Annotated in this window: 19 protein-coding genes and 2 pseudogenes; 10 read left to right on the top strand and 11 right to left on the bottom strand. The window is 59.2% G+C overall.

Annotation, left to right across the window (positions count from 1 at the left end; translation table 11 throughout):
* A partial coding sequence (locus FHT29_RS32775) for a hypothetical protein (RefSeq protein WP_210255623.1) occupies nucleotides 1-315 on the top strand: 315 nt, incomplete at its 5' end.
* Between the two features lie 386 nt (nucleotides 316-701).
* Here FHT29_RS32775 and FHT29_RS34830 read toward each other — a convergent pair.
* Nucleotides 702-874: pseudogene (locus tag FHT29_RS34830) on the bottom strand (Lrp/AsnC ligand binding domain-containing protein); the annotation flags it as partial.
* 82 nt (nucleotides 875-956) lie between these two features.
* On the opposite strand from FHT29_RS34830, the pseudogene FHT29_RS32765 reads away from it, so the two are divergent.
* Nucleotides 957-1249, top strand: a pseudogene (locus tag FHT29_RS32765) (type II toxin-antitoxin system HigB family toxin).
* Nucleotides 1249-1635 carry a type II toxin-antitoxin system HigA family antitoxin gene (locus FHT29_RS32760; protein WP_168601069.1) on the top strand — a complete coding sequence of 129 codons (387 nt, stop codon included), beginning with the start codon at nucleotides 1249-1251 and terminating at the stop codon, nucleotides 1633-1635. The pseudogene FHT29_RS32765 and the gene FHT29_RS32760 overlap by 1 nt, the downstream one beginning before the upstream one ends.
* 385 nt (nucleotides 1636-2020) lie before the next feature.
* On the opposite strand, the gene FHT29_RS32755 is transcribed toward FHT29_RS32760, so the two are convergent.
* A complete protein-coding gene (locus tag FHT29_RS32755; RefSeq protein WP_168601068.1) occupies nucleotides 2021-2848 on the bottom strand; it encodes a transglutaminase family protein in 828 nt (275 codons plus the stop codon).
* Between the two features lie 445 nt (nucleotides 2849-3293).
* Between FHT29_RS32755 and FHT29_RS32750 the strand changes: the two genes are divergently transcribed.
* The 5 genes from FHT29_RS32750 (at nucleotide 3294) to FHT29_RS32730 (ending at nucleotide 9905) form a co-directional block, all read left to right on the top strand.
* Nucleotides 3294-3599 carry a hypothetical protein gene (locus FHT29_RS32750; protein WP_037190746.1) on the top strand — a complete coding sequence of 102 codons (306 nt, stop codon included), beginning with the start codon at nucleotides 3294-3296 and terminating at the stop codon, nucleotides 3597-3599.
* Between the two features lie 588 nt (nucleotides 3600-4187).
* A complete protein-coding gene (locus FHT29_RS32745; RefSeq protein WP_246703202.1) occupies nucleotides 4188-5915 on the top strand; it encodes a protease modulator HflK in 1728 nt (575 codons plus the stop codon).
* Nucleotides 5912-6922, top strand: coding sequence for a protease modulator HflC (locus FHT29_RS32740; protein WP_168601066.1), 1011 nt, complete (start codon nucleotides 5912-5914; stop codon nucleotides 6920-6922). The genes FHT29_RS32745 and FHT29_RS32740 overlap by 4 nt, the downstream gene beginning before the upstream one ends.
* Nucleotides 6923-6924: 2 nt before the next feature.
* Nucleotides 6925-7965: a protease modulator HflK gene (locus FHT29_RS32735; RefSeq protein ID WP_168601065.1), complete on the top strand. Its 1041-nt coding sequence runs from the start codon at nucleotides 6925-6927 to the stop codon at nucleotides 7963-7965.
* Entirely contained in the window at nucleotides 7962-9905 is a 1944-nt protein-coding gene (locus FHT29_RS32730) for a heavy metal translocating P-type ATPase (protein ID WP_168601064.1), read from the top strand. The genes FHT29_RS32735 and FHT29_RS32730 overlap by 4 nt, the downstream gene beginning before the upstream one ends.
* A 62-nt stretch (nucleotides 9906-9967) precedes the next feature.
* Here FHT29_RS32730 and FHT29_RS32725 read toward each other — a convergent pair whose 3' ends face one another.
* Nucleotides 9968-10975: a LysR family transcriptional regulator gene (locus FHT29_RS32725; protein ID WP_246703201.1), complete on the bottom strand. Its 1008-nt coding sequence runs from the start codon at nucleotides 10973-10975 to the stop codon at nucleotides 9968-9970.
* Here FHT29_RS32725 and FHT29_RS32720 point away from each other — a divergent pair.
* The gene (locus FHT29_RS32720) at nucleotides 10965-11945 is read left to right on the top strand and encodes a zinc-binding dehydrogenase (RefSeq protein ID WP_168601063.1); all 981 of its coding nucleotides are present in this window, start codon (nucleotides 10965-10967) and stop codon (nucleotides 11943-11945) included. The two genes, FHT29_RS32725 and FHT29_RS32720, sit on opposite strands and share 11 nt — an antisense overlap.
* Nucleotides 11946-12185: 240 nt before the next feature.
* Here FHT29_RS32720 and FHT29_RS32715 read toward each other — a convergent pair whose 3' ends face one another.
* The 8 genes from FHT29_RS32715 to FHT29_RS32680 all read right to left on the bottom strand — a co-directional run bounded on the left by FHT29_RS32715 (nucleotide 12186) and on the right by FHT29_RS32680 (nucleotide 19410).
* Complete coding sequence (locus tag FHT29_RS32715) at nucleotides 12186-12539, bottom strand: type II toxin-antitoxin system PemK/MazF family toxin (RefSeq protein ID WP_168601062.1); 354 nt, start codon at nucleotides 12537-12539, stop codon at nucleotides 12186-12188.
* Nucleotides 12536-12760, bottom strand: a complete 225-nt coding sequence (locus FHT29_RS32710) for an antitoxin MazE family protein (protein ID WP_318284047.1) — start codon at nucleotides 12758-12760, stop codon at nucleotides 12536-12538. The genes FHT29_RS32715 and FHT29_RS32710 overlap by 4 nt, the downstream gene beginning before the upstream one ends.
* Nucleotides 12761-13205: 445 nt before the next feature.
* Nucleotides 13206-14147: a sugar phosphate isomerase/epimerase gene (locus FHT29_RS32705; RefSeq protein ID WP_047561264.1), complete on the bottom strand. Its 942-nt coding sequence runs from the start codon at nucleotides 14145-14147 to the stop codon at nucleotides 13206-13208.
* Between the two features lie 79 nt (nucleotides 14148-14226).
* Nucleotides 14227-15399: a Gfo/Idh/MocA family oxidoreductase gene (locus FHT29_RS32700; RefSeq protein ID WP_168601061.1), complete on the bottom strand. Its 1173-nt coding sequence runs from the start codon at nucleotides 15397-15399 to the stop codon at nucleotides 14227-14229.
* 119 nt (nucleotides 15400-15518) lie between these two features.
* A complete protein-coding gene (locus FHT29_RS32695; protein WP_168601060.1) occupies nucleotides 15519-16424 on the bottom strand; it encodes a sugar phosphate isomerase/epimerase in 906 nt (301 codons plus the stop codon).
* Between the two features lie 97 nt (nucleotides 16425-16521).
* Nucleotides 16522-17334: an ATP-binding cassette domain-containing protein gene (locus tag FHT29_RS32690; RefSeq protein ID WP_168601059.1), complete on the bottom strand. Its 813-nt coding sequence runs from the start codon at nucleotides 17332-17334 to the stop codon at nucleotides 16522-16524.
* Nucleotides 17335-17345: 11 nt separating this feature from the next.
* Nucleotides 17346-18341 (bottom strand): ABC transporter permease, encoded by a 996-nt coding sequence (locus FHT29_RS32685; RefSeq protein ID WP_037190771.1) that lies wholly within the window; start codon nucleotides 18339-18341, stop codon nucleotides 17346-17348.
* Nucleotides 18342-18435: 94 nt separating this feature from the next.
* Nucleotides 18436-19410 carry a substrate-binding domain-containing protein gene (locus FHT29_RS32680; RefSeq protein WP_047561259.1) on the bottom strand — a complete coding sequence of 325 codons (975 nt, stop codon included), beginning with the start codon at nucleotides 19408-19410 and terminating at the stop codon, nucleotides 18436-18438.
* A 162-nt stretch (nucleotides 19411-19572) separates the two neighbouring features.
* Here FHT29_RS32680 and FHT29_RS32675 point away from each other — a divergent pair, with 162 nt between their 5' ends.
* Nucleotides 19573-20610 carry a LacI family DNA-binding transcriptional regulator gene (locus tag FHT29_RS32675; RefSeq protein WP_168601058.1) on the top strand — a complete coding sequence of 346 codons (1038 nt, stop codon included), beginning with the start codon at nucleotides 19573-19575 and terminating at the stop codon, nucleotides 20608-20610.
* Nucleotides 20611-20950: the final 340 nt, after the last annotated feature.

Raw genomic sequence — 20950 nt, 5'->3', positions numbered from 1 at the left:
CGCTATCCCACGACATCCGATATCGATCTCATCGCCTTGCGCCGCGAGCTCACGCGGGTGAGACAGGAAAGACAGACCGCAGCGGAAGATGTCGCGAGGCTTTCCAACGATGTTGCGAGGCTCTCCGCGCGATGCAACACCATCGAAGCTGAGGCGAAGCGCCTCGAAATTGAGTTGGAGACAGCCAAAAAATACGAAGAGGAAAACGCAATTATTCTTGGTCGGCTTGGCAATCTGCGGAATAGCAAATCATGGCGATTGACGGCTCCTTTGAGGAAATTGGTTGATACCGTGCGCCCGAAACGTCGCATCTGAAATTCCGAGCCTGCGGCAGAGTATCCTGCCGTTCGAAATCATGCGTGCGCGCCTTCGTCGATGGCTGATACATGCTGTCATCAGAAAAATGCAGAAGATGTATCGATAAATGATGTCCGTGAAGTGTCGGGCGAACAAGAACGACGGCGGGCCAGTGATCTCTAGGCACAGCCGACATGCTCCCCCTTTATCAGTTTGAGAAACAGATCAAACTAAAAATGGCATTCGCGGTTACCATGATCATCCCACGTCTCAAGCGCACAATAGGCGACAGATGTGATTCCATCTTCGCCATGCCGGTCGATTGCCATCTCGATCGCTTCGGCTTCGGTCACGGTGAACCAACCTTCGTTGGTGAAGTAATCCATATGGGGTTCGCAACATAGTTTCAACGTTCCCATCGAAACATCGGCCTTGAGGTTCGACACGTTCGGGATCCATGTCGGTGGTCGGCCCGAAATCGCCGATAGCTATCAAGATCGGCAGTGACGATGCGAAGGACAGCATCGCGTTCTCCCGTCGTCAGATAGCATTCCATGACTTTAGGGAACCGTCTGACATCGCGACTGCCGACACGGCCAGCATTCCCAATTTGGGAAATCTTTCTTGTTCCCAAGATGGGAATATGTTACACAATCCCTATGCAGATCATCGCCAAGTCGACATTGAGGAAGTTCTGGGAAATCCATCCCCAGCCAAAACCCCATTGAAGACTTGGTATGCGATTGCCGGTAAAGCGGCCCGGAGCGGCCCTGCAGATGTCAAAAAGATGTTTGGAGCGAACGTCGATTTCGTCAGCGATAATCGCATCATCTTCGATTTCTCAGGCGACAAGTATCGCCTGATCGTCCACATCGCCCATCCATGTCAACGGGTGCTGGTCAAATTCGTCGGTACCCATACGAATTATCATATCATCCCGGAGACAGTGTAATGGACAACATCCGCGCCATCAGGAACGATGGAGACCTTGCCTGGGCTACTGGCGAGGTTGAGCGGTATTTCGATAACCCTCCCGCCTTGGGTACGCAGGATGCAGATCGCTTCGATATCCTTTCCGCTCTTATCGAGGCCTACGAGAATCGTCACTATTCGATCGAAGCCCCGGAGCCCGTCGAGCTGATCAAGGCCCACATGAAGATGAGCGGGCGAAAGCAATCCGATCTAGCTAAACTCTTCGGCTCCAAGTCGCGCGCTTCCGAGATTTTGAACCGGAAGCGCGCCCTCACTGTGGATATGATCCACAAGCTGAACAAGGAATGGGGCATCCCTTCCGATTACCTAGTCCGACCTTACCATCTTGTATCCGAGGCGGCGTAGTCAGCACAAATCCGAACGGCCCACTGCCAGATTCAGCGTCTCGAACATGCTCTGCTCACACCCGATGCGATTTCAGAGCTGCCGGCAAAACGTGCGCCGCTAAAGTCTGAAACTCGCTCTTGCATTTAGACTCCATCAGCATGCCCGCCTTGTTTGACGTCGCCGACGATACAGCCGCTTTCACCCGCCGGGTAATCGGCGGATCCGAATAGCCGGCGCGGAAAGCTCCCTGCTGCTCCGGCATCAGTATAGAAGCCGCCGATGCTGTCAGCGGTGCGTGCCCGACCCGACGGCGCGGCAGTATTCGTTACAACGGGACCAAACTTTACACGATGCACAAAACGGCGAGCTCTCGGAACCGGGCTGCCGTCGCGCCCAGCCATTGCTACTGGGTGGCCGGAGGTTGTGCATCGGTGACGTCATAGGTCCAGACCCGGAAAGACTTCAAGACGTGTGGACCGAAGGAAACTATGAGCGGGACGTCAGCTGCGTCCCGACCTCGGGCGACCACGATGCGACCGATGCGCGGCACGTTATTGCGCGGATCGAACGTCATCCATCGACCGCCAAGAAAAACTTCGATCCAGGCGCTAAAATCCATTGGGTCGAGGATCGGCACGCCAATATCGCCCAAGTGACCGTTGATATAGCGTGCCGGAATATTCATGCAGCGGCAGAAGGCAATGGCCAGATGAGCATAATCGCGGCAGACGCCGATACGCTCTTCGTAGGCTTCCAGCGCCGTCCGCGTCGAGCGGGCGTTCTGATAGCCGAAGATGATGTGTTGGTGAACGAAATCGCATATCGCCTGCACCCTGCCCCATCCCGGCGCGACGTTGCCGAACCTGTCCCATGCGATCTGGCTCAAACGGTCGGTCTCACAATAACGGCTTCCCATCAGGTAGATGAGGCAATCGTCCGGCAGCTCACCGACTGCGATCTCCTGCGCATCCCAAAAAGCAGGATCATGGGTACCGCTGTCTTCAAGGGTTCCGTCCCCCCATATCTGCAGGTCGCCCGTCGGCGCGATGAAGCGGCGGCAGACATTGCCGAACAAATCCAGATAGGTGGTGGTTGCTATCTCAGGGCTTGTCACAACAACATCCGGCGATCGAACATCAGCCGAGCGCTCGGGACGCGGCGTCAGCATGGTCAGCATCGGTGTCGGTTGTGCGCAAGTTACGGTAATGTCGTACCCATAGCGGATGAGCATAAGGTCATATCCCTGACGCTCGCTATGGCGGATTGAACGGGGCGTCGCCGTCAACCGTGGCGGAGTGTCCGCATGTCTTTCATCATATTAGAACACGGTGGTCGGAACGACAAACGCCAAATAGCTGAAAGGCGAAACGATGTCTGGCGGGTCGCAACGATGTGAGAAGGAACCTCCGCGCGAGGGGCGACGGTCTATGTGACGGTCGGAGCGCCGCGGACGGCGGTTGCCTTTTGGCGGCACCGTGTTCGAAACGCCCGCCCCGGCTAGCCCTGTTGGAGGCCGGCGGACGAAGCAATGCGTCCGGGTTCGGCATGCTTCTTGCGTTCCTGCAACTGTTCTAAACGAAGTACGACCAATAGAGGATGGGTTGTGGAAAGTTTGGGTTGACCGCTTTCGATGGTGAGGCGACACTTCAACCCGCAGCAAGGCAGGAGGAAAAATGATGGACGAGCCAGACCGCTGGCGCCACATGGCAAGCGCGCCGAAAGACGGCAGTCGGATCCTCGTCACGGTCCGCCCGTCCGAACAGGGGCCGGCAGAAGTCGACCTCGCCTACTGGTCGAATGGCGATCAGTTCGGCGTAGAAGGCTGGCGCGCCTCTGATTCCTCGCCCGGCCGCGTCATCGAATATGCCGAGCCGGAGCTGAAGTGCTGGATGCCGATGCCCTCGGCTAATCTCAATCGCACCTCGATGCCCTCACCCTGGGAAGGCGACGACACCCAGCAGCTCGACGGGTCAGGGATTTAAGAACCCGCGCCGCCGCGTTGCGAAGATCCGATACCCGGCGCGTGGCATAAGGTCAGCTCTGTCCAGACAACGGGCGCCGTCGGCCAAGCCCGTCGTAGGCTAAACTATGTTTGTTTCCGGGGGGCTACACGGCGCAAGTGATGCCGATCAGCCGACTTTCCTTTTTCAAGGCGAAGCCTTGCAGATAAGGGTACGATACGTAATAACGTATCCCTACACCCAAATGACTGCGGTGCTGGCGAAATAGATAGAAAACCTTTCTTCAATGCGGCGCGGAAGAGCGCATAAAGTATGGGAATGCCGAAAACTAGTTCCGACGACGCGCAGCAGCTTCCTGAGATCAAAAACCGAGCAGACTTCCAACTTGCCGCGGTTCAAGCGCATGATATTGCAAACCAGGGTTTCAGCGTTTCAATCTTTGCGGCCCTGCTTTTGCTCTGTGCTCTGATTGCAAATACGTTCAGCCTTAACCCAATTTGGGTGGCTTTCTTTTGCAATAACGCCGCTGCACTTATCCTGTTTGGCACCGGGCTTCGATCTGCCTACGACGTTGCAGAGTGGCGTCGAAAGAAAGCCGGTCTCGCCGGTATGCGGCTCGGGAAACCCGCGCAATGGCTCATTGCTTTCGTGACGTCGCCGTGGTCGCAGCGGGAGACGGAAGGGCCCGATCTGATCGAGCGATGGACGGGAAGCGCTTTCTTCGCGGGGCGATCACTCCTGTTGCGGATCGGAGCCAGCCCGCTCCGGGTCGCCGGTCTATCCATGTTCGCATGCTTGATCGTCTACACCGGCTGGACATTGAAGGCGGATAGCGCTGCGATCGGAACGCCGTTCCTCGTCGTCATTGCGGCCTGTCTGGCTTTCGCCTTTCTTCTGCTTGTGACGGAAAGACGACTCGCTGCGACCGATGCAGCGGAGTGGCCCGAGGCAAGAGCAATTTCGCAATTGGCGCGCGTGCCCATTTTCGTGCTCGTCCTGTCTTGCTTCTGCCTGTTCCTGAGCGCGCGCGGATCGGGACTGCCCATCAAACTCCTGGCGGCGTTGGGAGGCTTTGTCGCACTCGTCGGGCTTGAGTTCCTGTTCCGCGCGATCGCCTCCATGTTCCGCCCGCAAAACGACAGCCGCGAGCCGACATTGATCGCCACCAGCCTTGTCGCCGGCACGCTTCAGTGGCCGCCTCAGCTTTTGGTCGGCATCCAATCTGAATTGCGAACCAAACACGGCATCGACCTTCGGCAGATTTGGGCTTTCTCGTTCATTCGAAAGACCGCTCCGGCCATCATTCTTGGAACACTCCTTCTGGGTTGGCTGTTGAGCGGCGTGCGCGAAATTCCGATGACCGGCCGTGGCGTTTATGAGCGGTTCGGCAAGGCTGAGGACATTCTGCATTCCGGCCTTCACATCGGTCTTCCGTGGCCGTTCGGCCGTGTCATTGCCATCGAGAACGGCAGCGTGCACGAGCTGGCAACCTCCGTCAGCACGAACGGCAATGGCGAGCCGCTGGCCGATGCCGAAGGACTAGCGCCGGAAAGTGCGAACCGGCTATGGGATGCCTCGCACATCAGCGAGAAATCGCAGGTCATCGCCAGCGGCACCGGCGGCGAGCAAAGCTTTCAGATCGTCAACATGGACGTCCGCTTCGTCTACCGTATCGGTCTTTCGGACCAGGCGGCAATGAAGGCCGCCTATCGGGTCGCCGATCTGCCGGCCTTGATCGAAAGCACAGCGAACCGGGTATTGGTGCATGATTTTGCCAGAAGAACGCTCAGCGATGTCTTGAGCGAGGGCCGGTTGTCACTGGCAGGCGATATTGCCTCAACAGTTCAGAAGAGCATGGATGAGTTGAACAGCGGTGTCGAAATCCTGGCGGTGGTCATCGAGGCCATCCACCCACCCGCCGGCGCAGCCAATGCATTTCACGGTGTCCAGGCGGCAGAGATCAGCGCCGAGGCACTGGTTGCGCGCGAGCGGGGAGCCGCAGCCGAACAGACGAACGAGGCGCAATTGAATGCCAGCCTCCGACAGGACGATGCGATCGCGAAGGCAAGGGAAGGCATTGCGGCTTCGGAGGTCGCAAAGCTGCGCTTCCAGGCCGAGCAATCGGCCTTCCACGAGGCGGGACAGGCATTTCTGACAGAGGAATACTTCAATCAACTAGCGATGGGATTATCCCATTCAAAGGCTCTTGTCATCGATCACCGCATCGGCGGGAGCATCACTCCGACCCTCGATCTCCGGAGCATGATGCTACCGGTCGATCCCAAAACAAATGCCGAGCCTAACACTCCATACCAAAGCGAAGAAACCGACCGATGACTGACGCGCACGCCCATCCGGACTCGGACCATCACGGTCACGATCATCATCATTCTCACGGCGATGATCACAACGAGACGATGCCCTTTCGGTGGTCCCGCCTGATCGTCGCGATGATCGTCGTCGCCATCATTCTGGTTGCCGCCTGCCTCGTCCAGGTGAGATCGGGAGCCGCGACCGTCATCACCAGGTTTGGCAATCCCGCTCGCGTTCTGATCGATCCGGGTCTCGCCTTCCGGCTTCCCATTCCCCTGGAAAAGACCATCGACGTCGATCTGCGCGCCAAATCAACGTCCAGCGGCCTGCAGGATGTCGGGACCAAGGATGGGCTGCGGATCATCGCGCAGGCCTATGCGATCTGGCAGGTTCCCTCCGATCCGGATGCCATCAAGCGCTTCGTGCGGTCGGTTCAGAACCAGCCGGATCAGGCGGCAGTGCAAATCCGCACGTTCCTCGGGTCATCGCTTGAAACCACAGCCAGCAATTTCGACCTGTCGTCGCTGATCAATCCCGATCCGAGCAAGCTTCGGATCGATGCGTTGGAAGCACAGCTCAAGGCCCAGATCGCGCAGCAATTGTTCGACACTTATGGCTTGCGGGTTGTCGATGTCGGTATCGAGCGCCTGACGTTACCGTCGGTGACGCTAAACGCCACCGTCGACCGCATGCGGGCCGAGCGTGAGACCATCGCCACCGAGCGAGCGGCGGTCGGCAAGCGTCAGGCCGCGGAAATTCGCTCCGCAGCCGAACGCGACGCGAGAGTCCTGCGGGCGGACGCGACCGTGAAGGCTGCCGATATAGAGGCCAAATCTCGCGTCGAAGCGGCGCAGATTTATGGAACTGCCTATAAGAGCGCGCCGGAGCTTTACGAACTGCTTCGCTCGCTCGACACGCTCGGCACGATCGTCAATTCCAACACGCGCCTTGTCCTACGCACCGATGCCGCGCCGTTCCGGGCTTTGATCGATGGTCCACCCAGCGCCGCATCGGCAGGCGGAGCACGTTAGAGATGAATGCGGTCGGGGATAGGAATTCGGCGGCGCAACATCAGGCTGTTCGTCTGGTTTCCGTGCTGCTGTCCACCATCGTGGTGCTGGCGGCCGTCGGCTGGGCGACATCCAATATCAGGGAGATCGCACCGCAAAGCCGGGCCGTTGTCCTGCGCCTGGGCGCCTTGGATAGGGTACAGGAATCTGGCCTGCTATGGGCCCTGCCCGCGCCTTTCGAAAAGGTTTTGCTTCTGCCCAACGCCGCAACGGTCTTGGAACGCCGGATCAACGGATTGCTTCGCTCGCCTCCGGCTCAGGGCGGCGAGGCCGACGCTTCAATGGAAAGCGATACCCTGGCGGGATCGGGATACCTGCTGACCGCCGACGCGAGTGTCGTTCAGCTCGACATCCGCGTCTTCTATCGGGTGACCGACCCCTTCACCTACGTCCTGCAAGAGGAGCACGTCCTTCCGGCACTGGACCGCCTCGTGACCCGAAGCGCCGTTGTGATCTGCGCCTCACGCGATCTGGACAGCGTTCTGGTCGCCCGCCCGGAGCTGGTCTCCGCCGGCAGCGATATCGCCGAGCGTCGCGAGCGTTTGCGCGCCGACCTGGTGAGCAGCATCAATAGCAGTCTAAACTCCCTGAAAGCGAAGGGCACAGGTCTCGGGATCGAGATCGACCGCGCCGATGTTCAATCCGCGCTCCCGACGCCGGCCGTTAGCGCATTCGACGGGGTGCTCACGGCGAGCCAGCAGGCGGAGCAGGCCATTGCGTCAGCGCAAAACGACGCGGAAAAGGACAAGCAGGCCGCCGATCAGGAAGCCGACCGGATCGTGCAGGTGGCGGAAGCGCAATCCAGCGAACGGCTGTCAAAGGCGCGTGCCGACACGGCCACCGTCACCGGTTTTGCCAACGCGCAAGGGTCCGATAGCGACCCCGGTCTTCTCTGGCGCCTCTATCGGGATCGCGTTGGCAAAATCCTGTCGCAGGCAGGCTCGGTGGTCACGGTCGATCCCCGGGACGACGCACGGCTCATTCTGCAGGGAGCCGACAAATGAGTGTCGCGACCGATCATTCGCACGGCTCCCACGGCCACGCGCACCATCATGGCCATATGCTCAGCGCCGGCCTGCTGACCGCCAACGAAAAGCAGGCGGCGGCCGTTCAGCTCACACTCGCCATGATCGCCTTGAGCTTGCTCGCGCTCGGCATCGGCTGGCGCTGGCTTGCGCCTGACGAAGAGGGCGTCAGCCAGCTTCTGCTGGCGGCTGCCTCGCTGATCGTCGCAGTTCCGGTCGTACGGTCCGGTTGGCATAGTCTGCGCCATCCAAGCCTGCACGGCATCACCGATCAGTTGATCGCCCTGGCGATGCTGGCTGCCTGGGCGACGGGCGATCTGCTGACCGCCGCACTTCTGCCGATCATCATGATATTTGGCCATGTGCTGGAGGAGCGCAGCGTCATCGGATCAAAAGAAGCGATGGAGGCGCTGGCACGTCTGACCCGCAGCCACGCGCGGCTGATCACACCGGACGGCCGGACGCGTGAAGTCGACAATGTATCTCTAAAGCCCGGCGATTTGGTGGAGGTAAGAGCGGGAGACCGCATTCCCGCCGATGGTCGCGTCAGGGAGGGACAGGCAAGCCTCGACACCGCGCCAATCACCGGCGAATCCGTGCCTCTCGAAGTCTCCGCGGGGATGGACGTCTTCGGTGGCGCGATTAACCTGGACGGTCGTCTTGAGATCGAGGTGACCCGAGCAGGTGAGGATTCGACGCTTGGAAAAGTCATCGCGCTGATGCAGCGCGCGGAAAGTTCAAAGCCGCCTATTACCCGTTTCTTGGAGCGTTACGCCCAGCAATATCTGGCATTCGTGTTGACGATAGCGGCCATCGCCTGGTTCCTCACCTACAATGACCAGATCATGCTTGCGATCCTGGTTGCTGCCTGCCCTTGCGCCCTGGTCCTGTCCGCGCCGGCAACGGCGATTGCCGGTATCGCAGTCGCCGCGCGCCACGGCATCCTCATCCGTAGCTCGGCATTTCTCGAAGAGCTGGCAGACCTGACCTCCTTGGTCATCGACAAGACCGGCACCCTCACCTTCGGCCGGCTTCGGCTGAAGGACATCAGGCTTACCGCCAATACGGATCGAGAGATCGTTCGGGCCTTGGCCGCCTCTCTGGGCGCTGCCAGCAGTCATCCGGTGAGCCGAGCGCTGGCCTTGCTCGTCGCCCATGATGCTTATCACCCCCTGACGAGCGTTCGGGAATTTCAAGGTTTGGGCGTCGTTGCGAGCACGGCAATGGGTGAAGTGGCCCTTGGACGTCCCCAATTGTTTGAACGCCTGTCCGTCGTCGTTCCCCCGGTTCCCGTGCATGACGGTCCGCTCGCGGGCATGTCGATCGGCGGAAATTTTGTCGCCTGGCTTCTCCTGTCGGACACGATCAAGCCCGAAGCAGCGGCTGCGATGACGGAGTTGCGGGCGCTCGGGCTCCATCGACAGCTTCTACTCACCGGCGACCGCCAATCGGTCGCACATACCCTCGCGCGCGAGATCGGCATAACCGACATCGCGGCTGAGGCCTTGCCCGCAGACAAGCTGAAGCGCGTGCTAAGCGAGACGAAAAGCGGCTTCAAACCTCTTGTCGTCGGCGACGGGATCAACGACTCGCTCGCCCTCAAGGCCGGTGCCGTCGGGATTGCCTTAGGCGCGGGCGGCGCCGATATTGCGCTTGCCTCCTCGGACATCATCCTGATCGGCAGCGATCTGCGACGGCTCGGCACATGCATCCGGCTCAGCAGGCTCTGTCGCCGGACGCTGAAAACCAACGTTATCACTGGCCTCGGCTGGACAGTGGCGATCGTCGTATTGGCGGGCTTCGGTTTTCTCGGAGCGGCGGGGGCCGTTGTCGCCGCCCTCCTGCATAATTTCAGCACACTGTTGGTGCTGGCGAACGCCGGGCGGCTGATGCGATATGACGAACCACTGGCGGCATGAGGCAAGGTCTGCTGACATCATCTGCTATGCTATACACCAGCTAATGTCGATCAGTACTATCGTCACGGTTTGCCACTTAACGTCGACGCAGCGCTCGCCTGCAGCAGACGCCAGAGTGCCGACGCTGCTGGCCCATGTGCCCGGCCGGACCGCCGGGCGGCGACCAGCTCAATCACGCCGCCGCCGAAATAGCCGTTGGCCAGAGAAATCAAACGGCCTTCCCGCAATTCGGCATCGACAAGAAAATCCGGCATGTGGCCCCAGCCAAGGCTTTGCAGGATCACTTCCTTCTTCATGAGCTGATCACTGACCGTGCAAGTCCGCGCACCTTCGATGACATAGTAGCTTCTCTCGGGCAAATTTTGCGCGCTGTCCCGAATGACACATTGAACCAGGTCCCGCATTCGTTCCGGCGACGCCTCCTCTGTCGAAAAGGGCAGAAAGTTCGGGGCAGCGACTGGAATCAGGCGAACAGGACGAAGGCTGATCGTTTCAAAGCGCGGATCACTCTGATCGACGTGATGCAGAATGAGGTCTGTACGATCCTCCAACAGCAATTCCCATGGCCCGGAAATCGCCGCGAACTGAAGATGCAATCGAGTGGCCGGCCGACCATCGAAGAAACCACGCAGGAGTTGGAGCATTTCGGGAAGCGGCGATAGATCACCGATCACGACTCGCAACTCGCTTTCCTCACCGGCGGCGAGCTGGGCGGCATAGACCTGAAGGTCCACCATTTCGGTGAGCACGCGTCTGGCACGCGCCAGGAACGCCTCTCCGGCGGGCGTAAGGACCATGCGATACCCAGTTCGATCAAACAGGGGGAAGCCGATCTGGCGTTCGACGTTGATGATGGCCGTATGCAGAGTTGGGTGCGTGCGGCCGAGCCGCAGCGCGGCAGCTTGCAGCGATCCCTCGGAGACGACGGCGTCGATCGAGCGGAGTTGGGCGAGCGTGAGACCATTCATGGCGATAAAGTCTACAATGTTTGGAGAAACTTTGTAAAATACTTTTTGCCGGGCGCTTGTATGTCTTCTGAGAGGAAAAAGGAGCACACACATGCGCGCCATTATCATAAGCCGCCCCGGCGGCGCCGAAGTTCTTAGTCTCTCGGAACGCCCGAGACCCGATCCACGATCAGGCGAAATTCTGATCGCGGTCAAGGCCTTTGGCTTGAACCGGGCGGAGCTTTACTTTCGAAGCGGTGCCTGGGGTAAGGTGGCGGAGATTAGCGGCATCGAGTGTGCCGGCATCGTCGAGGCCGATCTCGAGGGAGGCTTTGCGGCGGGGCAAAAGGTCATTGCGCTTATGGGCGGGATGGGCCGCACCCGCAACGGCTCCTACGCGGAGTTCGTGAGCGTGCCTCGGGAAAACGTTGTCGCCATCGACACAGACCTGCCTTGGGAAGAGCTTGCGGCTCTTCCTGAATCCTACGCCACTGCTTGGACATGCCTGGTTGGAAATCTCCAACTGGCTCCCGGCCAGACGCTGGTGATCCGAGGGGCGACTTCTGCGCTTGGCCAGGCGGCCTTGAACATCGCAAGAGGTTTGGGAGTGAGAACGGTCGCCACCACGCGCCGAAGGGATCGCGCTGATATGCTGTACCGGCTCGGCGCGGCGCATGTCATAGTTGGCGGCAACGAATTGGCGGCGAAGTTGCATGATATCGCGCCGACTGGCGTCGATGCGGTGCTGGACCTTATCGGCACCACGACCGTGTTCGATTCTCTGGCGGCGGTTCGGCGGGGCGGTCGCGTTTGCCTGGCAGGGTTTCTTGGCGGCGGCGCGCCGTTGCCCCAGTTTGATCCTGTCTTCCAAATGCCGAGCGGCGCCCACCTCAGCGCATTCGCCAGCGCGCTCGTCTTCGGCACCCAGGATTATCCACTCAGCGAGATTCCGTTCCAGCAAATCGCCGACAATGCGGCCCGAGGACTCTATCAGGCAAAGCCTGCCCGCGTGTTTCGTTTCGAAGATATCCAGGCAGCGCACAGGCTGATGGAGACGGACGAGGCCGGTGGAAAGGTAGTCGTGCGCATGTGAAGACAGAGGATAGTTCGTTCGACGATGCCCCCAGTTCACCCTTTGCCCAGTGACGCGTTCGTTCTCAAGGACACGCATTTGCATAACGAAGAATGGGGAGACAGTTTTTGCCCTTGTTGGGGAAAAAGGCAGAGCCATCTTTCCTCACTGGAGGAAGTGCACTTCCAGATCCTTAGCAAATGCCTCTGTATATGGGCTCTCTCGACGGGGTCATCTTTGCACTTTTTCACACTCTGACGCTCAAACTTCTCCTTTTGTTCTTGGCGACACTGCCATCCCGAGAAAGACCAGCATCGCCTGATTGAGGCGCACGATGTCCTCATCGTCAAGCCGTCCGACCTGCCCGCCGATCTTCGATTTCGGAACGGTTGTGATCTTATCCACCATCAGCCGGGATGCCGTGCGCAGACCGTTGCGGTCATTCGGCTTGACAACAAGCCGGAACAACGGCGCCTCCGTCTCGTCTGATGTGAAGGCGCAAATAGTGATCGAATCCGTGGCGTCGAAACTGTCGTCCTGCACGATCACGACGGGGCGCGGCTTGCCCGCATGATCTTTGCCACCCGCGACCGTCCAGATATCGCCGCGCCTCACCCATCACCCCAATCAGACACAGCATCGACAAATGCCTGATCCTGGTCGGCATGCACGCTTGCCACAACGGCAAGCGACTGGCGGTGGGCCTCGGCCTTGAACGATGGTGCACGCACGTCCGGAACCCAGATCTGGATCGGACGCAAACCTTGGGCACGCAATCGGGCGCGATGCTCTCCGACCTTCACGCGCGAGGGAATGCGCTTTGATATAAGGGCCACGTATTTCTCCATCATTTTTGGTTACATGTAACTTATCAGAAGCCTACAAGCTTGCCAACATCCTTTCTAGAAGCGACCCTCCCCGGCATCGGCGCTGCGCCGAGCCGGTGTCCGCCATTTCCAATTCCATCGCCTACGAGAACCTGATGGTCCAAGCTAAGGTCGCGAAGCCCTCTGCTGTCCGAGATGTTCTCGGCCCCTCCCGATGGATCAATCTCCGGCCGTTGACACTCTTGCAACGGAAAATGCCCATACGGGATGGCGAATTTTCGTTTGCGGTGGACTCGTCCAGAGCTGCTTCCCTACCTGGCAAATCGGAGGGCGTTTACGTCACCCACCCCCCAGCAATGCGGCACATCGGTAATCGTGATCAGGTTGGATATTGCCGGCCTCGTCGAAAACAAACCGGAAGGAAGGCGGGCGAAGTGTCACCCGCGATCATTGATCAGCGGCTGATCGTCGCCTGCAGTGCGTCGATGGAGGACTGGATGCCTGCATCCGTGGACATGGTGAAATCTTCCATCTCGAGGCTGACCCAGTCGTCGTAGCCGACCATGCGAACTACAGAGAAAAACTCCTTCCACCATTGCAGATCATGGCCGGCGCCGACGGCGACATAGTTCCATGTGCGGTTGGCGACGTCGGTGACGTCCTTCAGCTCAAGCAAGCCATTCACGTCAGCCAGGCCGCGTTCGATGCGAGTATCCTTGCCGTGGCAGTGGTGGATCGCGCTCCCGAGCGCGCGCGCCGATGCGATCGGATCAGCACCCATCCACATCAGATGCGACGGGTCGAGGTTCATGCCGACTGTCGAACCAACCTCGTTGCGCAGGCGGAACAGGGTCTCCGGGTTCCAGACGAGCATCGCCGAGAAATTCTCCAGCGCATATTTCTCGACGCCGACTTCGCCTGCAAGCCTCACAAGATCGTGCCAGAGCGGAAAGGCGCGATCTTCCCACTGGTAGCGGTCGCGCTCCGGCATCTCGTTCGGCCAGCTCTTGGTGTAGACGAGCCAGTTCGGCACCATGTCGCCGGGACCGGCCTCCGGCAGACCGGACATGGTAACGATCTTCTTCACACCGATTTCGCCTGCAAGCCGGATCGTGTCCTCCATCTCCTTGCGGTGGCGCTTGCCCATGTCGCCTGGATCGAGGGGATTGGCGGAGCAATTGAGGGCGGCGATTTGCAGGCCGCGGACCTCGATCTCCTTGAGTTTGGATTTGAGCAGACCCTTGTCGGCCAGGAGCTCATCGGCCCGGAAGTGCGGACCGCGTGACCAGCCGCCGCCGGTCATCTCGATACCCTCGACGCCGAGCTTCACGCATTTGTCGAGCATATCCGTGAAGGAGAGGTCGCCCATCACGTCAGTACAAATAGAGAGTTTCATCGTGTTGTCTTTCAAAACAAGGAGGGTGAGGACGCGCCTAGGAGTAGGACGGAGGAAGTCCGGCACGTCCTCTGCTGGGTCACTGGAAGTCGACCCAAGCGGCGCCCGCGTCAGCCGAGCGGACGCAGTTTTCCAGCCAACGCACACCTGCGGTGCCGGCCTTGATGCCCGGATAGTGATGGCCCTGAAGGAAAGCCTCGTCTCCACGGCGTTTGGCATCTATGGCCTGGGCAATCCAGAGGTAGATATTCGACCAGCTATCCCCCAGGCCCTCGGTGTGCAGCGCGCCCATGCGGTCGACGGCAAGGCTTTCCTCCTCGAGGTATGGCATGCCGTGATGCAGCGTGCGGTTCGGCTCGCCCTGCACTTCGTAGATCAGCTGGTCGGGTTGAGCGTCGGACCATTCGACCGACGCCTTGGAGCCGACGAAGCGGTAGCGCTGCGAACCCATGTTCCCCGCATTCACCGAGGATACCCAGAGGCGACCGCGGGCGCCGTTGTCGTAGTGCATAAGAACGGTGGCATGGTCCTCGAGTGGAGCCCGGGTCGGGATGAAGGCCTTGCGGTCACAAAGCAGCTTGTCGATCTTCATGTGCGGCAGCACGACTTCGGAGAGGTAGTAAAGGTGCGTCCCAATATCGCCAAGCACGAAGGTCGAGCCGGCGGTCTTGGGATTGGTGCGCCATTTAAGGGCTTCCCCTGCGCCGGTGTCGTCGCCCGCGTTGAAGCCATGGCTATATTGCATGTCGACGATCCGGATGTCGCCGAGCATGCCCTTCTTGACCATCGCCGCCATCTGATGAACTAGTGGATGGCCGGTAAAGCCGTAAGTGACACCGACGATCAGGCCGTTTTTCTCCGCCAGCTTCGCGACCTCGTCGCATTCCGCGACGGTGAAGAACAGAGGCTTCTCGCAAATCACATGGAGACCGGCTCCAAGGCAGGCCTTGGTGATCTCGTAGTGTGTGAAGTTCGGCGTGGCGATCGAAACGACCTCGACGCCGTCCTCGCGTCCGGCCTCGCGGGCGATCAGTTCCTTGTAGTCGGCATAGCATCGGTCCGCCGCGACGCCGATCCTCATGCCGAAGTCGCGTCCGCGCTCGGCATCAAGGTCGAAGGCTCCGCAGACCAGCCGATAGGTGCCGTCCCGCTGAGCGCCGGTTCTATGCTTGTATCCCACCTGCCCAGTGCGGCCGCCGCCGACCATGCCCCAGCGCAGGGGGCGCTCGATCTGTCTTTCTCCGTTGATCATCCTCTGTCCTTCCAGGAGTAGTGTCTGTGAATTTCAAGTGGCGGCACAGCCGCGTCGGCCTCGGCTACAGCGCGCCGAGGGCTCACTGGGGCGCTGGCTGCAGACGGACCTATCCGCTGTCATTTGGCCGCCCAGTACTTGTCGACGAAACGCTGCATCTCCGAGCGCATGAACTTGCCGGAGTGGTCGGCCTTGTCCTCCCATGCAAAGACGCAGGCGGTCATGATACCGTCGAAACCGACCTCAGCCAGGGTGCCGAAAAAATCGTCCCACGGAACCTCGCCCTGACCGATGTTGAGGTGCTGATGCACGCGGGCGTTCGTGCCGGGAGGATTGAGGATATACCGAAGTCCGGAGGACGCCCTATGATTGAAGGTGTCGCCGACGTGGACATGGGCGAGCACGTCCTTGGCCTCGCGCAGCATCGCCTTGGTGTCGTCGCCGAAGTAGAATGTGTGCGGCGCGCAATAGAGAAACTTGACGTTCTTCGAGTTCACGGTCCGGATGATATCCAATGCCGGCTGAAGCGTTTCGCACCAGTCTTCCGGGTGCGGTTCGACGTGCATGTTGATGCCCTCGCGTTCGAGGACCGCCACGAGTTCGTCCATCGAGCGCCACCAGGCATCCTCGCAGGCTTCGATCATCGATGCGGTATGGCAGCAATAGCAGGAGCCTCTATCCGGGTGAGGACCGCGCCCGAATTCGGAATTCATAGTATCGACGCCGAGTTCGACGCAGATTTCGATGGCGCGCTTCCAATGCTTGACGGCGGCCTGCCGCTCGGCCTCGTCGTTGGACGCCCAGCGGTACATCGGCAGGAGAGAGGCAATGCCTACATTCGCGTCCGCGAGCGCCTTCTTGAAGGACTTGATCCGCGAGGGGAAAACGCGCGGCGCCTTGAACCATTCGAGGAAGTCCGCCCTGGGGCTGAGTTCGATCCACTCGTAGCCAAGTTCGGCAACCTTCGAAGGGAGTTCCTCAAGGGAAAGATGTCGATGCATAAATGGGTCGAGCGCGATTTTCATGATTGATCACCTCTAAAATGGTTGCACTTGACAGCCCCACCCGCGATGGCGGGTGAGCCGGTTTCGATTGTCTGGCGGTGTTCGTTTGGCCGATCGCTCAGACCGCCGGGGAATGGTCGTCATTCGCGGATGAATGAGCCGAGATCTCAGCCTCCAGTTCGGCCATCGCCTCCCCGCCTGCCATGAGATCGGTGATCTCCTCCCTCGTCTTTTCGCCCTTGCGGAAGTCGGCCGCCTTCTCGCCCTTGATCAGGACAGCGAAATGATCGCCGACCGTCATCGCGTGAATGACGTTGTGCGTAATGAAGATGACTGCCAGTCCGCGACGCCGCGCTTCGAGAACGATGCGAAGCACGTGGGCGGCTTCCTTGACTCCGAGTGCTGCCGTTGGCTCGTCGAGGATCAGCACCCTGGCGCCGAAATGGACCGCCCGGGCAATCGCCAGCGACTGGCGTTCCCCGCCCGACAGTCCGCCGATCAGGCGATCGCCGTCGTCGATACGGGTAATGCCGAATTCGCGCACCGCCTTCACCGCGATGTCGTTTGCCGTTTTGCGGTCGTAGATCTTGAACGGGCCGAAGCCCTTGGTCGGCTCACGACCGACGAAGAACGAGCGGCCGATGCTCATCAGCGGGAACGTGCCGCCGAACTGGTGCACTGTCGCGATGCCCATATCGGCGGCCTCGCGCGGGTTGTTGAAGATCAGCGGCTTGCCTTCGAACCTCACGGTCCCGCTCGTCGGCTTGTAGACGCCGGCAAATGTCTTGATGAGAGTGGACTTGCCTGCACCATTGTCTCCAAGAAGACAAAGGACCTCCCCCGGATGGACTTTCAACGTGATGTCATGAAGGACATCGATCGGACCAAAGGACTTGTTGACGTTTTCGAGTTCAAGGATAGGCGTTCTCATATCCTGATCCCTCACTTCTTCTTCGGCGAGTAGGTCAGCGCCATGTGACGGAACGTGTTGTTCATAAGCACCGCGATCAGCAGCATGACGCCGATGATGAGGCTCGACCAGTTGCGGTCGAAGGTTGTGAAGTAGATGCCCTGGTTCACAACGGCGAAGGTGATCGTCCCGAAGAAGATCCCGATCACGGAACCGAAGCCGCCAGTCAACAGGACGCCGCCGACGACAACCGAGATGATCGCGTTGAAGATGAAGGTCATGCCGCCGGAGACCTGCGCCGAATTGAAGAGGATGGCCTGGCACATGCCGACGAAGGACGCACTCGTGGAAGAGAGCACGAACAGGATGATGGTCAGTCCCGCCGTGGGGATGCCGGCATTCCGCGCGCTGCCCCTGTCTCCACCCATCGCGAAGACCCAATTTCCATACGGCGAGAAATGGATGAAGAAGACGAAGAGAGCGGTGATCGCGATCCACCAGACGATGATCACCTGGAAAGACCCGAATAGAAACTGGCCGAAGAGGAATTTTGCCCACGGATCGGCGGTCAGGGCGACGCTGGTCGTTCCGGTTACCAGAACCGAGACGCCGAGCATCAGTCCCTGGACCGCAAAGAGCGTGCCGAGTGTTACGATCAGCGATGGCACCGCCGTGCGCACCACGAGATAGCCGTTGGTCAGACCGACGATGAGACCGATGCCGATCGACCCGAGCATGCCGAGCCAGATCGGAAAACCGTAATAGCCGGATATGATCGCCACCGTCATCGAACCGGCGGGGATCATCGCGCCGATTGAAATGTCGAGATCGCCGGCGATCATCAAAAGTCCGATCGGCAAAGCGACAATGCCGAGATTGGCAGCGACGTTCAGCCAGCTCGCGGCCCCGGCAGGTTCCAGAAACTTGGCGCTTCCGAAGATGATGAAGAACGCCAGCACTCCAAAGAGCCCGAGAAAGGCACCCGCCTCAGGGCGGCGCAAGAGGTTGCCGACAGACAGATTGTTCATTTGCTGTATCCCCAATCAGGCTTCTTTTCGAAGCATGGGACGTCTCATTGCCGATCCGCGAGTTTCTCGCGGGCCGGAGCGAAGCCTACCCGATCTATCGGGCGCCCTGTTTGACGCCGACCATGACCGCGTCGATATTGGAAACATCGACGATACCCGGACCCGTCAGCACCGGCGCCGTGGGCAGGTTGGTGCCGAAGTCCAGATGGGATGCCAGTAGCGTTACGCTGAGCAGGGCTTGGAGATAGGGCTGCTGGTCGATCGCGAAGGTCTGAGAGCCGTCCTTGATGCGCGCCAATCCCGATGCATTCAGATCGAAAGTGCCATGGACGACTTTCCCCACCTTGCCTGCTTGATTGATCCCGCTCGCAGCGGCGTCCGCGTCGGTCGCTCCGACGTTGAGGACGCCATCGATTGTGTCATCCTGAATGAGTGTGGCCTTCACCGCCTCGGCAATTGCCGTTTGATCACCGAAGCTCGTGGCCGGCAGCGGCAACTGCTTGCCCTTGCCACCCCTAGCGGTGATGCCATCGATCACGCCTTTGCACCGGGCCTCCTGATTGGCAGCACCTGGAAGCGTATTGACACAAATGACATTCTTTGCGCCTTTTGATCCCATATATTCGCCGCCAGCCTTGCCGGCGACATATTCGTCCGAGCCGACATAGTTGATCGCGCCGAGCTCGCGCGCCTTATCGATATTGCCGGCGTTCATGAGGATGATTTTGATCCCGCTCTGAATAGCAGCCTTGATCGCTTCATCCTCTGCCGCCGGCACCCAGTCAGGGACCACGATGCCCTTCACACCCTGGCTCATCGCGGTGCGTACGAGCTGCGCTGCGTCCGGACCGAGATTGTCATAGGTCTGCAGCTGGAGATAAGTTACCGTACCGCCGTTCTTTTCGAGAACGGGCCTCGCATCATCGACACCCTTCTTGATGCGGCTCCAGAACTCGTCATCCGTCTTGCCACCGACCACGGCGATATTGGCGGCCAGGGCGGCAGAGGCACAAAGGGCGACAACAGACGCCGCCAATACCCCTTTGAGGGCACCCTTAAAGAACTTCATTAGATTTCCTCCCGAAAGTTGCCCTCGAGATCACATCTCCTCTGATCGATCTCGGCAACGCCAGGCAGTAGTACCAAATGAACTGCTTGTTCGAAATAGCTATTGCAATGGAATGAATATTTTGTATCTTTTATTCCATTCTAAAATGAATTGGATAATGTCATGAAGGCACGCCCTACGATCGCGGATTTGGCCAGTACCGCCAAGGTGAGCATTTCCACCGTGAACAGGATCCTTAATGGTTCATCCTCTGTGAAACCGAGGACAATCGAGAGAGTTCAAAAGGCTGCGGAGGAAATCGGCTTCTATGGTCGGGGCGTCATCGAAGACCGGCAAAGAAATGCCCGCCCCTCATATTGCTTCGGATTTCTTTTGCAGCAGTCGACCCGAGAGCTATACCGCCTCTTCGGCTCCAGCATCGTCAATGCATGTCAGCAGAGATCCGGTGAGAAAGTCGAGGCGCTGGTCGAATTTGTCGACGTTTTAAGTCCCGAGAACATCGCAAACAGATTGGATGCCCTGGGAGAAAAATGCGATGCGGTCTCTGTCATTGCGGGAGATCATCCCCTGATCGGACAGACAATTCATTCTCTCAAGCTTAGAGGCAAGCCGACCGTTGCCTATATAACGGATCAGAGCGCCCCAGATCGCGCCGGCTACGTCGGGACCGACAATTGGAAACTGGGCAGAACTGCCGCATGGTTTTTAGCCCAGACTGCCCAATCGCCCGGGCGAGTTGCAGTGTTCATCGGTAATCACCGCTACCAATGCCAGGACGTCTCGGATGCCAGCTTTCGCTCATATATGCGCGAGCATGCGCCTCACATCCAAATCGACGATAGCCGGCCAACTCATGAAGAGCCCGAGGAGGCTCATCGGATCGTTAGCCAATTGCTGTCCGAACTCGATGACCTGAGAGGTATCTTCATAATTGGAGGCGGGATTTCGGGGGTTCTCAGGGCACTGCGCGAGGCAGCTCCCGAAAGAAGAGACAAGGTGAAGGTGGTCTGCCGCGACCTTGGTCCGGAGACGCGTAAGGGACTGACGGAAGGCCTAATCACTGCAGCTTTGTGTCATCCGATGGACCGAATCTCTGACGAATTGGTCGCAACAATGATTGCCTCCCTGACCCATCGCGACAGCCCGGCAATTCTCCAACGTATCGTGCCGTTTGAGACGATAACTCCAGAGAGCGTGTGAGCCTGCAATGCGAGATATCGGGCAGCAGTCTCAGTATCGAAGAACTGATTTGACCGGCGTCGACGATAAATTGAGCCTGGTGGCGGCGGTGGGGATAATGACAAGCAAGGCAACGTGCTTCGACTACCCATCCCAATTTACATGTCGAGGCGAATACGCTTAGACTCCGCTGTTGCCTGCCCGGCGGCGATATCAGTGGTTCGCATATGGACCCGCGCGGAGCGCGATGGTGCACTTTTTCCTTGAGAAACCCAATATAAAATTGCCAAACTTCCGATCGAAGCTCGGAAAACCCTACGAAGCAGATGCATATCGGCGACTGCCGGCGTTTGTGCCTGTG

Source organism: Rhizobium sp. SG741, assembly GCF_012275435.1.
Classification (GTDB): domain Bacteria; phylum Pseudomonadota; class Alphaproteobacteria; order Rhizobiales; family Rhizobiaceae; genus Rhizobium; species Rhizobium lusitanum.
The sequence above is the reverse complement of the archived record's forward strand: the minus strand, read 5'-3'. Positions and strand labels throughout refer to the sequence as shown.

Excerpts from the sequence above, each read along its gene's own strand:
- FHT29_RS32760 (WP_168601069.1), top strand. The coding sequence starts at position 1,249 with ATGGACAACATCCGCGCCATCAGGAACGATGGAGACCTTGCCTGGGCT.
- FHT29_RS32755 (WP_168601068.1), bottom strand. The coding sequence starts at position 2,848 with ATGCTCATCCGCTATGGGTACGACATTACCGTAACTTGCGCACAACCG.
- FHT29_RS32750 (WP_037190746.1), top strand. The coding sequence starts at position 3,294 with ATGGACGAGCCAGACCGCTGGCGCCACATGGCAAGCGCGCCGAAAGAC.
- FHT29_RS32745 (WP_246703202.1), top strand. The coding sequence starts at position 4,188 with ATGCGGCTCGGGAAACCCGCGCAATGGCTCATTGCTTTCGTGACGTCG.
- FHT29_RS32740 (WP_168601066.1), top strand. The coding sequence starts at position 5,912 with ATGACTGACGCGCACGCCCATCCGGACTCGGACCATCACGGTCACGAT.
- FHT29_RS32735 (WP_168601065.1), top strand. The coding sequence starts at position 6,925 with ATGAATGCGGTCGGGGATAGGAATTCGGCGGCGCAACATCAGGCTGTT.
- FHT29_RS32730 (WP_168601064.1), top strand. The coding sequence starts at position 7,962 with ATGAGTGTCGCGACCGATCATTCGCACGGCTCCCACGGCCACGCGCAC.
- FHT29_RS32720 (WP_168601063.1), top strand. The coding sequence starts at position 10,965 with ATGCGCGCCATTATCATAAGCCGCCCCGGCGGCGCCGAAGTTCTTAGT.
- FHT29_RS32725 (WP_246703201.1), bottom strand. The coding sequence starts at position 10,975 with ATGGCGCGCATGTGTGTGCTCCTTTTTCCTCTCAGAAGACATACAAGC.
- FHT29_RS32705 (WP_047561264.1), bottom strand. The coding sequence starts at position 14,147 with ATGAAACTCTCTATTTGTACTGACGTGATGGGCGACCTCTCCTTCACG.
- FHT29_RS32700 (WP_168601061.1), bottom strand. The coding sequence starts at position 15,399 with ATGATCAACGGAGAAAGACAGATCGAGCGCCCCCTGCGCTGGGGCATG.
- FHT29_RS32695 (WP_168601060.1), bottom strand. The coding sequence starts at position 16,424 with ATGAAAATCGCGCTCGACCCATTTATGCATCGACATCTTTCCCTTGAG.
- FHT29_RS32690 (WP_168601059.1), bottom strand. The coding sequence starts at position 17,334 with ATGAGAACGCCTATCCTTGAACTCGAAAACGTCAACAAGTCCTTTGGT.
- FHT29_RS32685 (WP_037190771.1), bottom strand. The coding sequence starts at position 18,341 with ATGAACAATCTGTCTGTCGGCAACCTCTTGCGCCGCCCTGAGGCGGGT.
- FHT29_RS32680 (WP_047561259.1), bottom strand. The coding sequence starts at position 19,410 with ATGAAGTTCTTTAAGGGTGCCCTCAAAGGGGTATTGGCGGCGTCTGTT.
- FHT29_RS32675 (WP_168601058.1), top strand. The coding sequence starts at position 19,573 with ATGAAGGCACGCCCTACGATCGCGGATTTGGCCAGTACCGCCAAGGTG.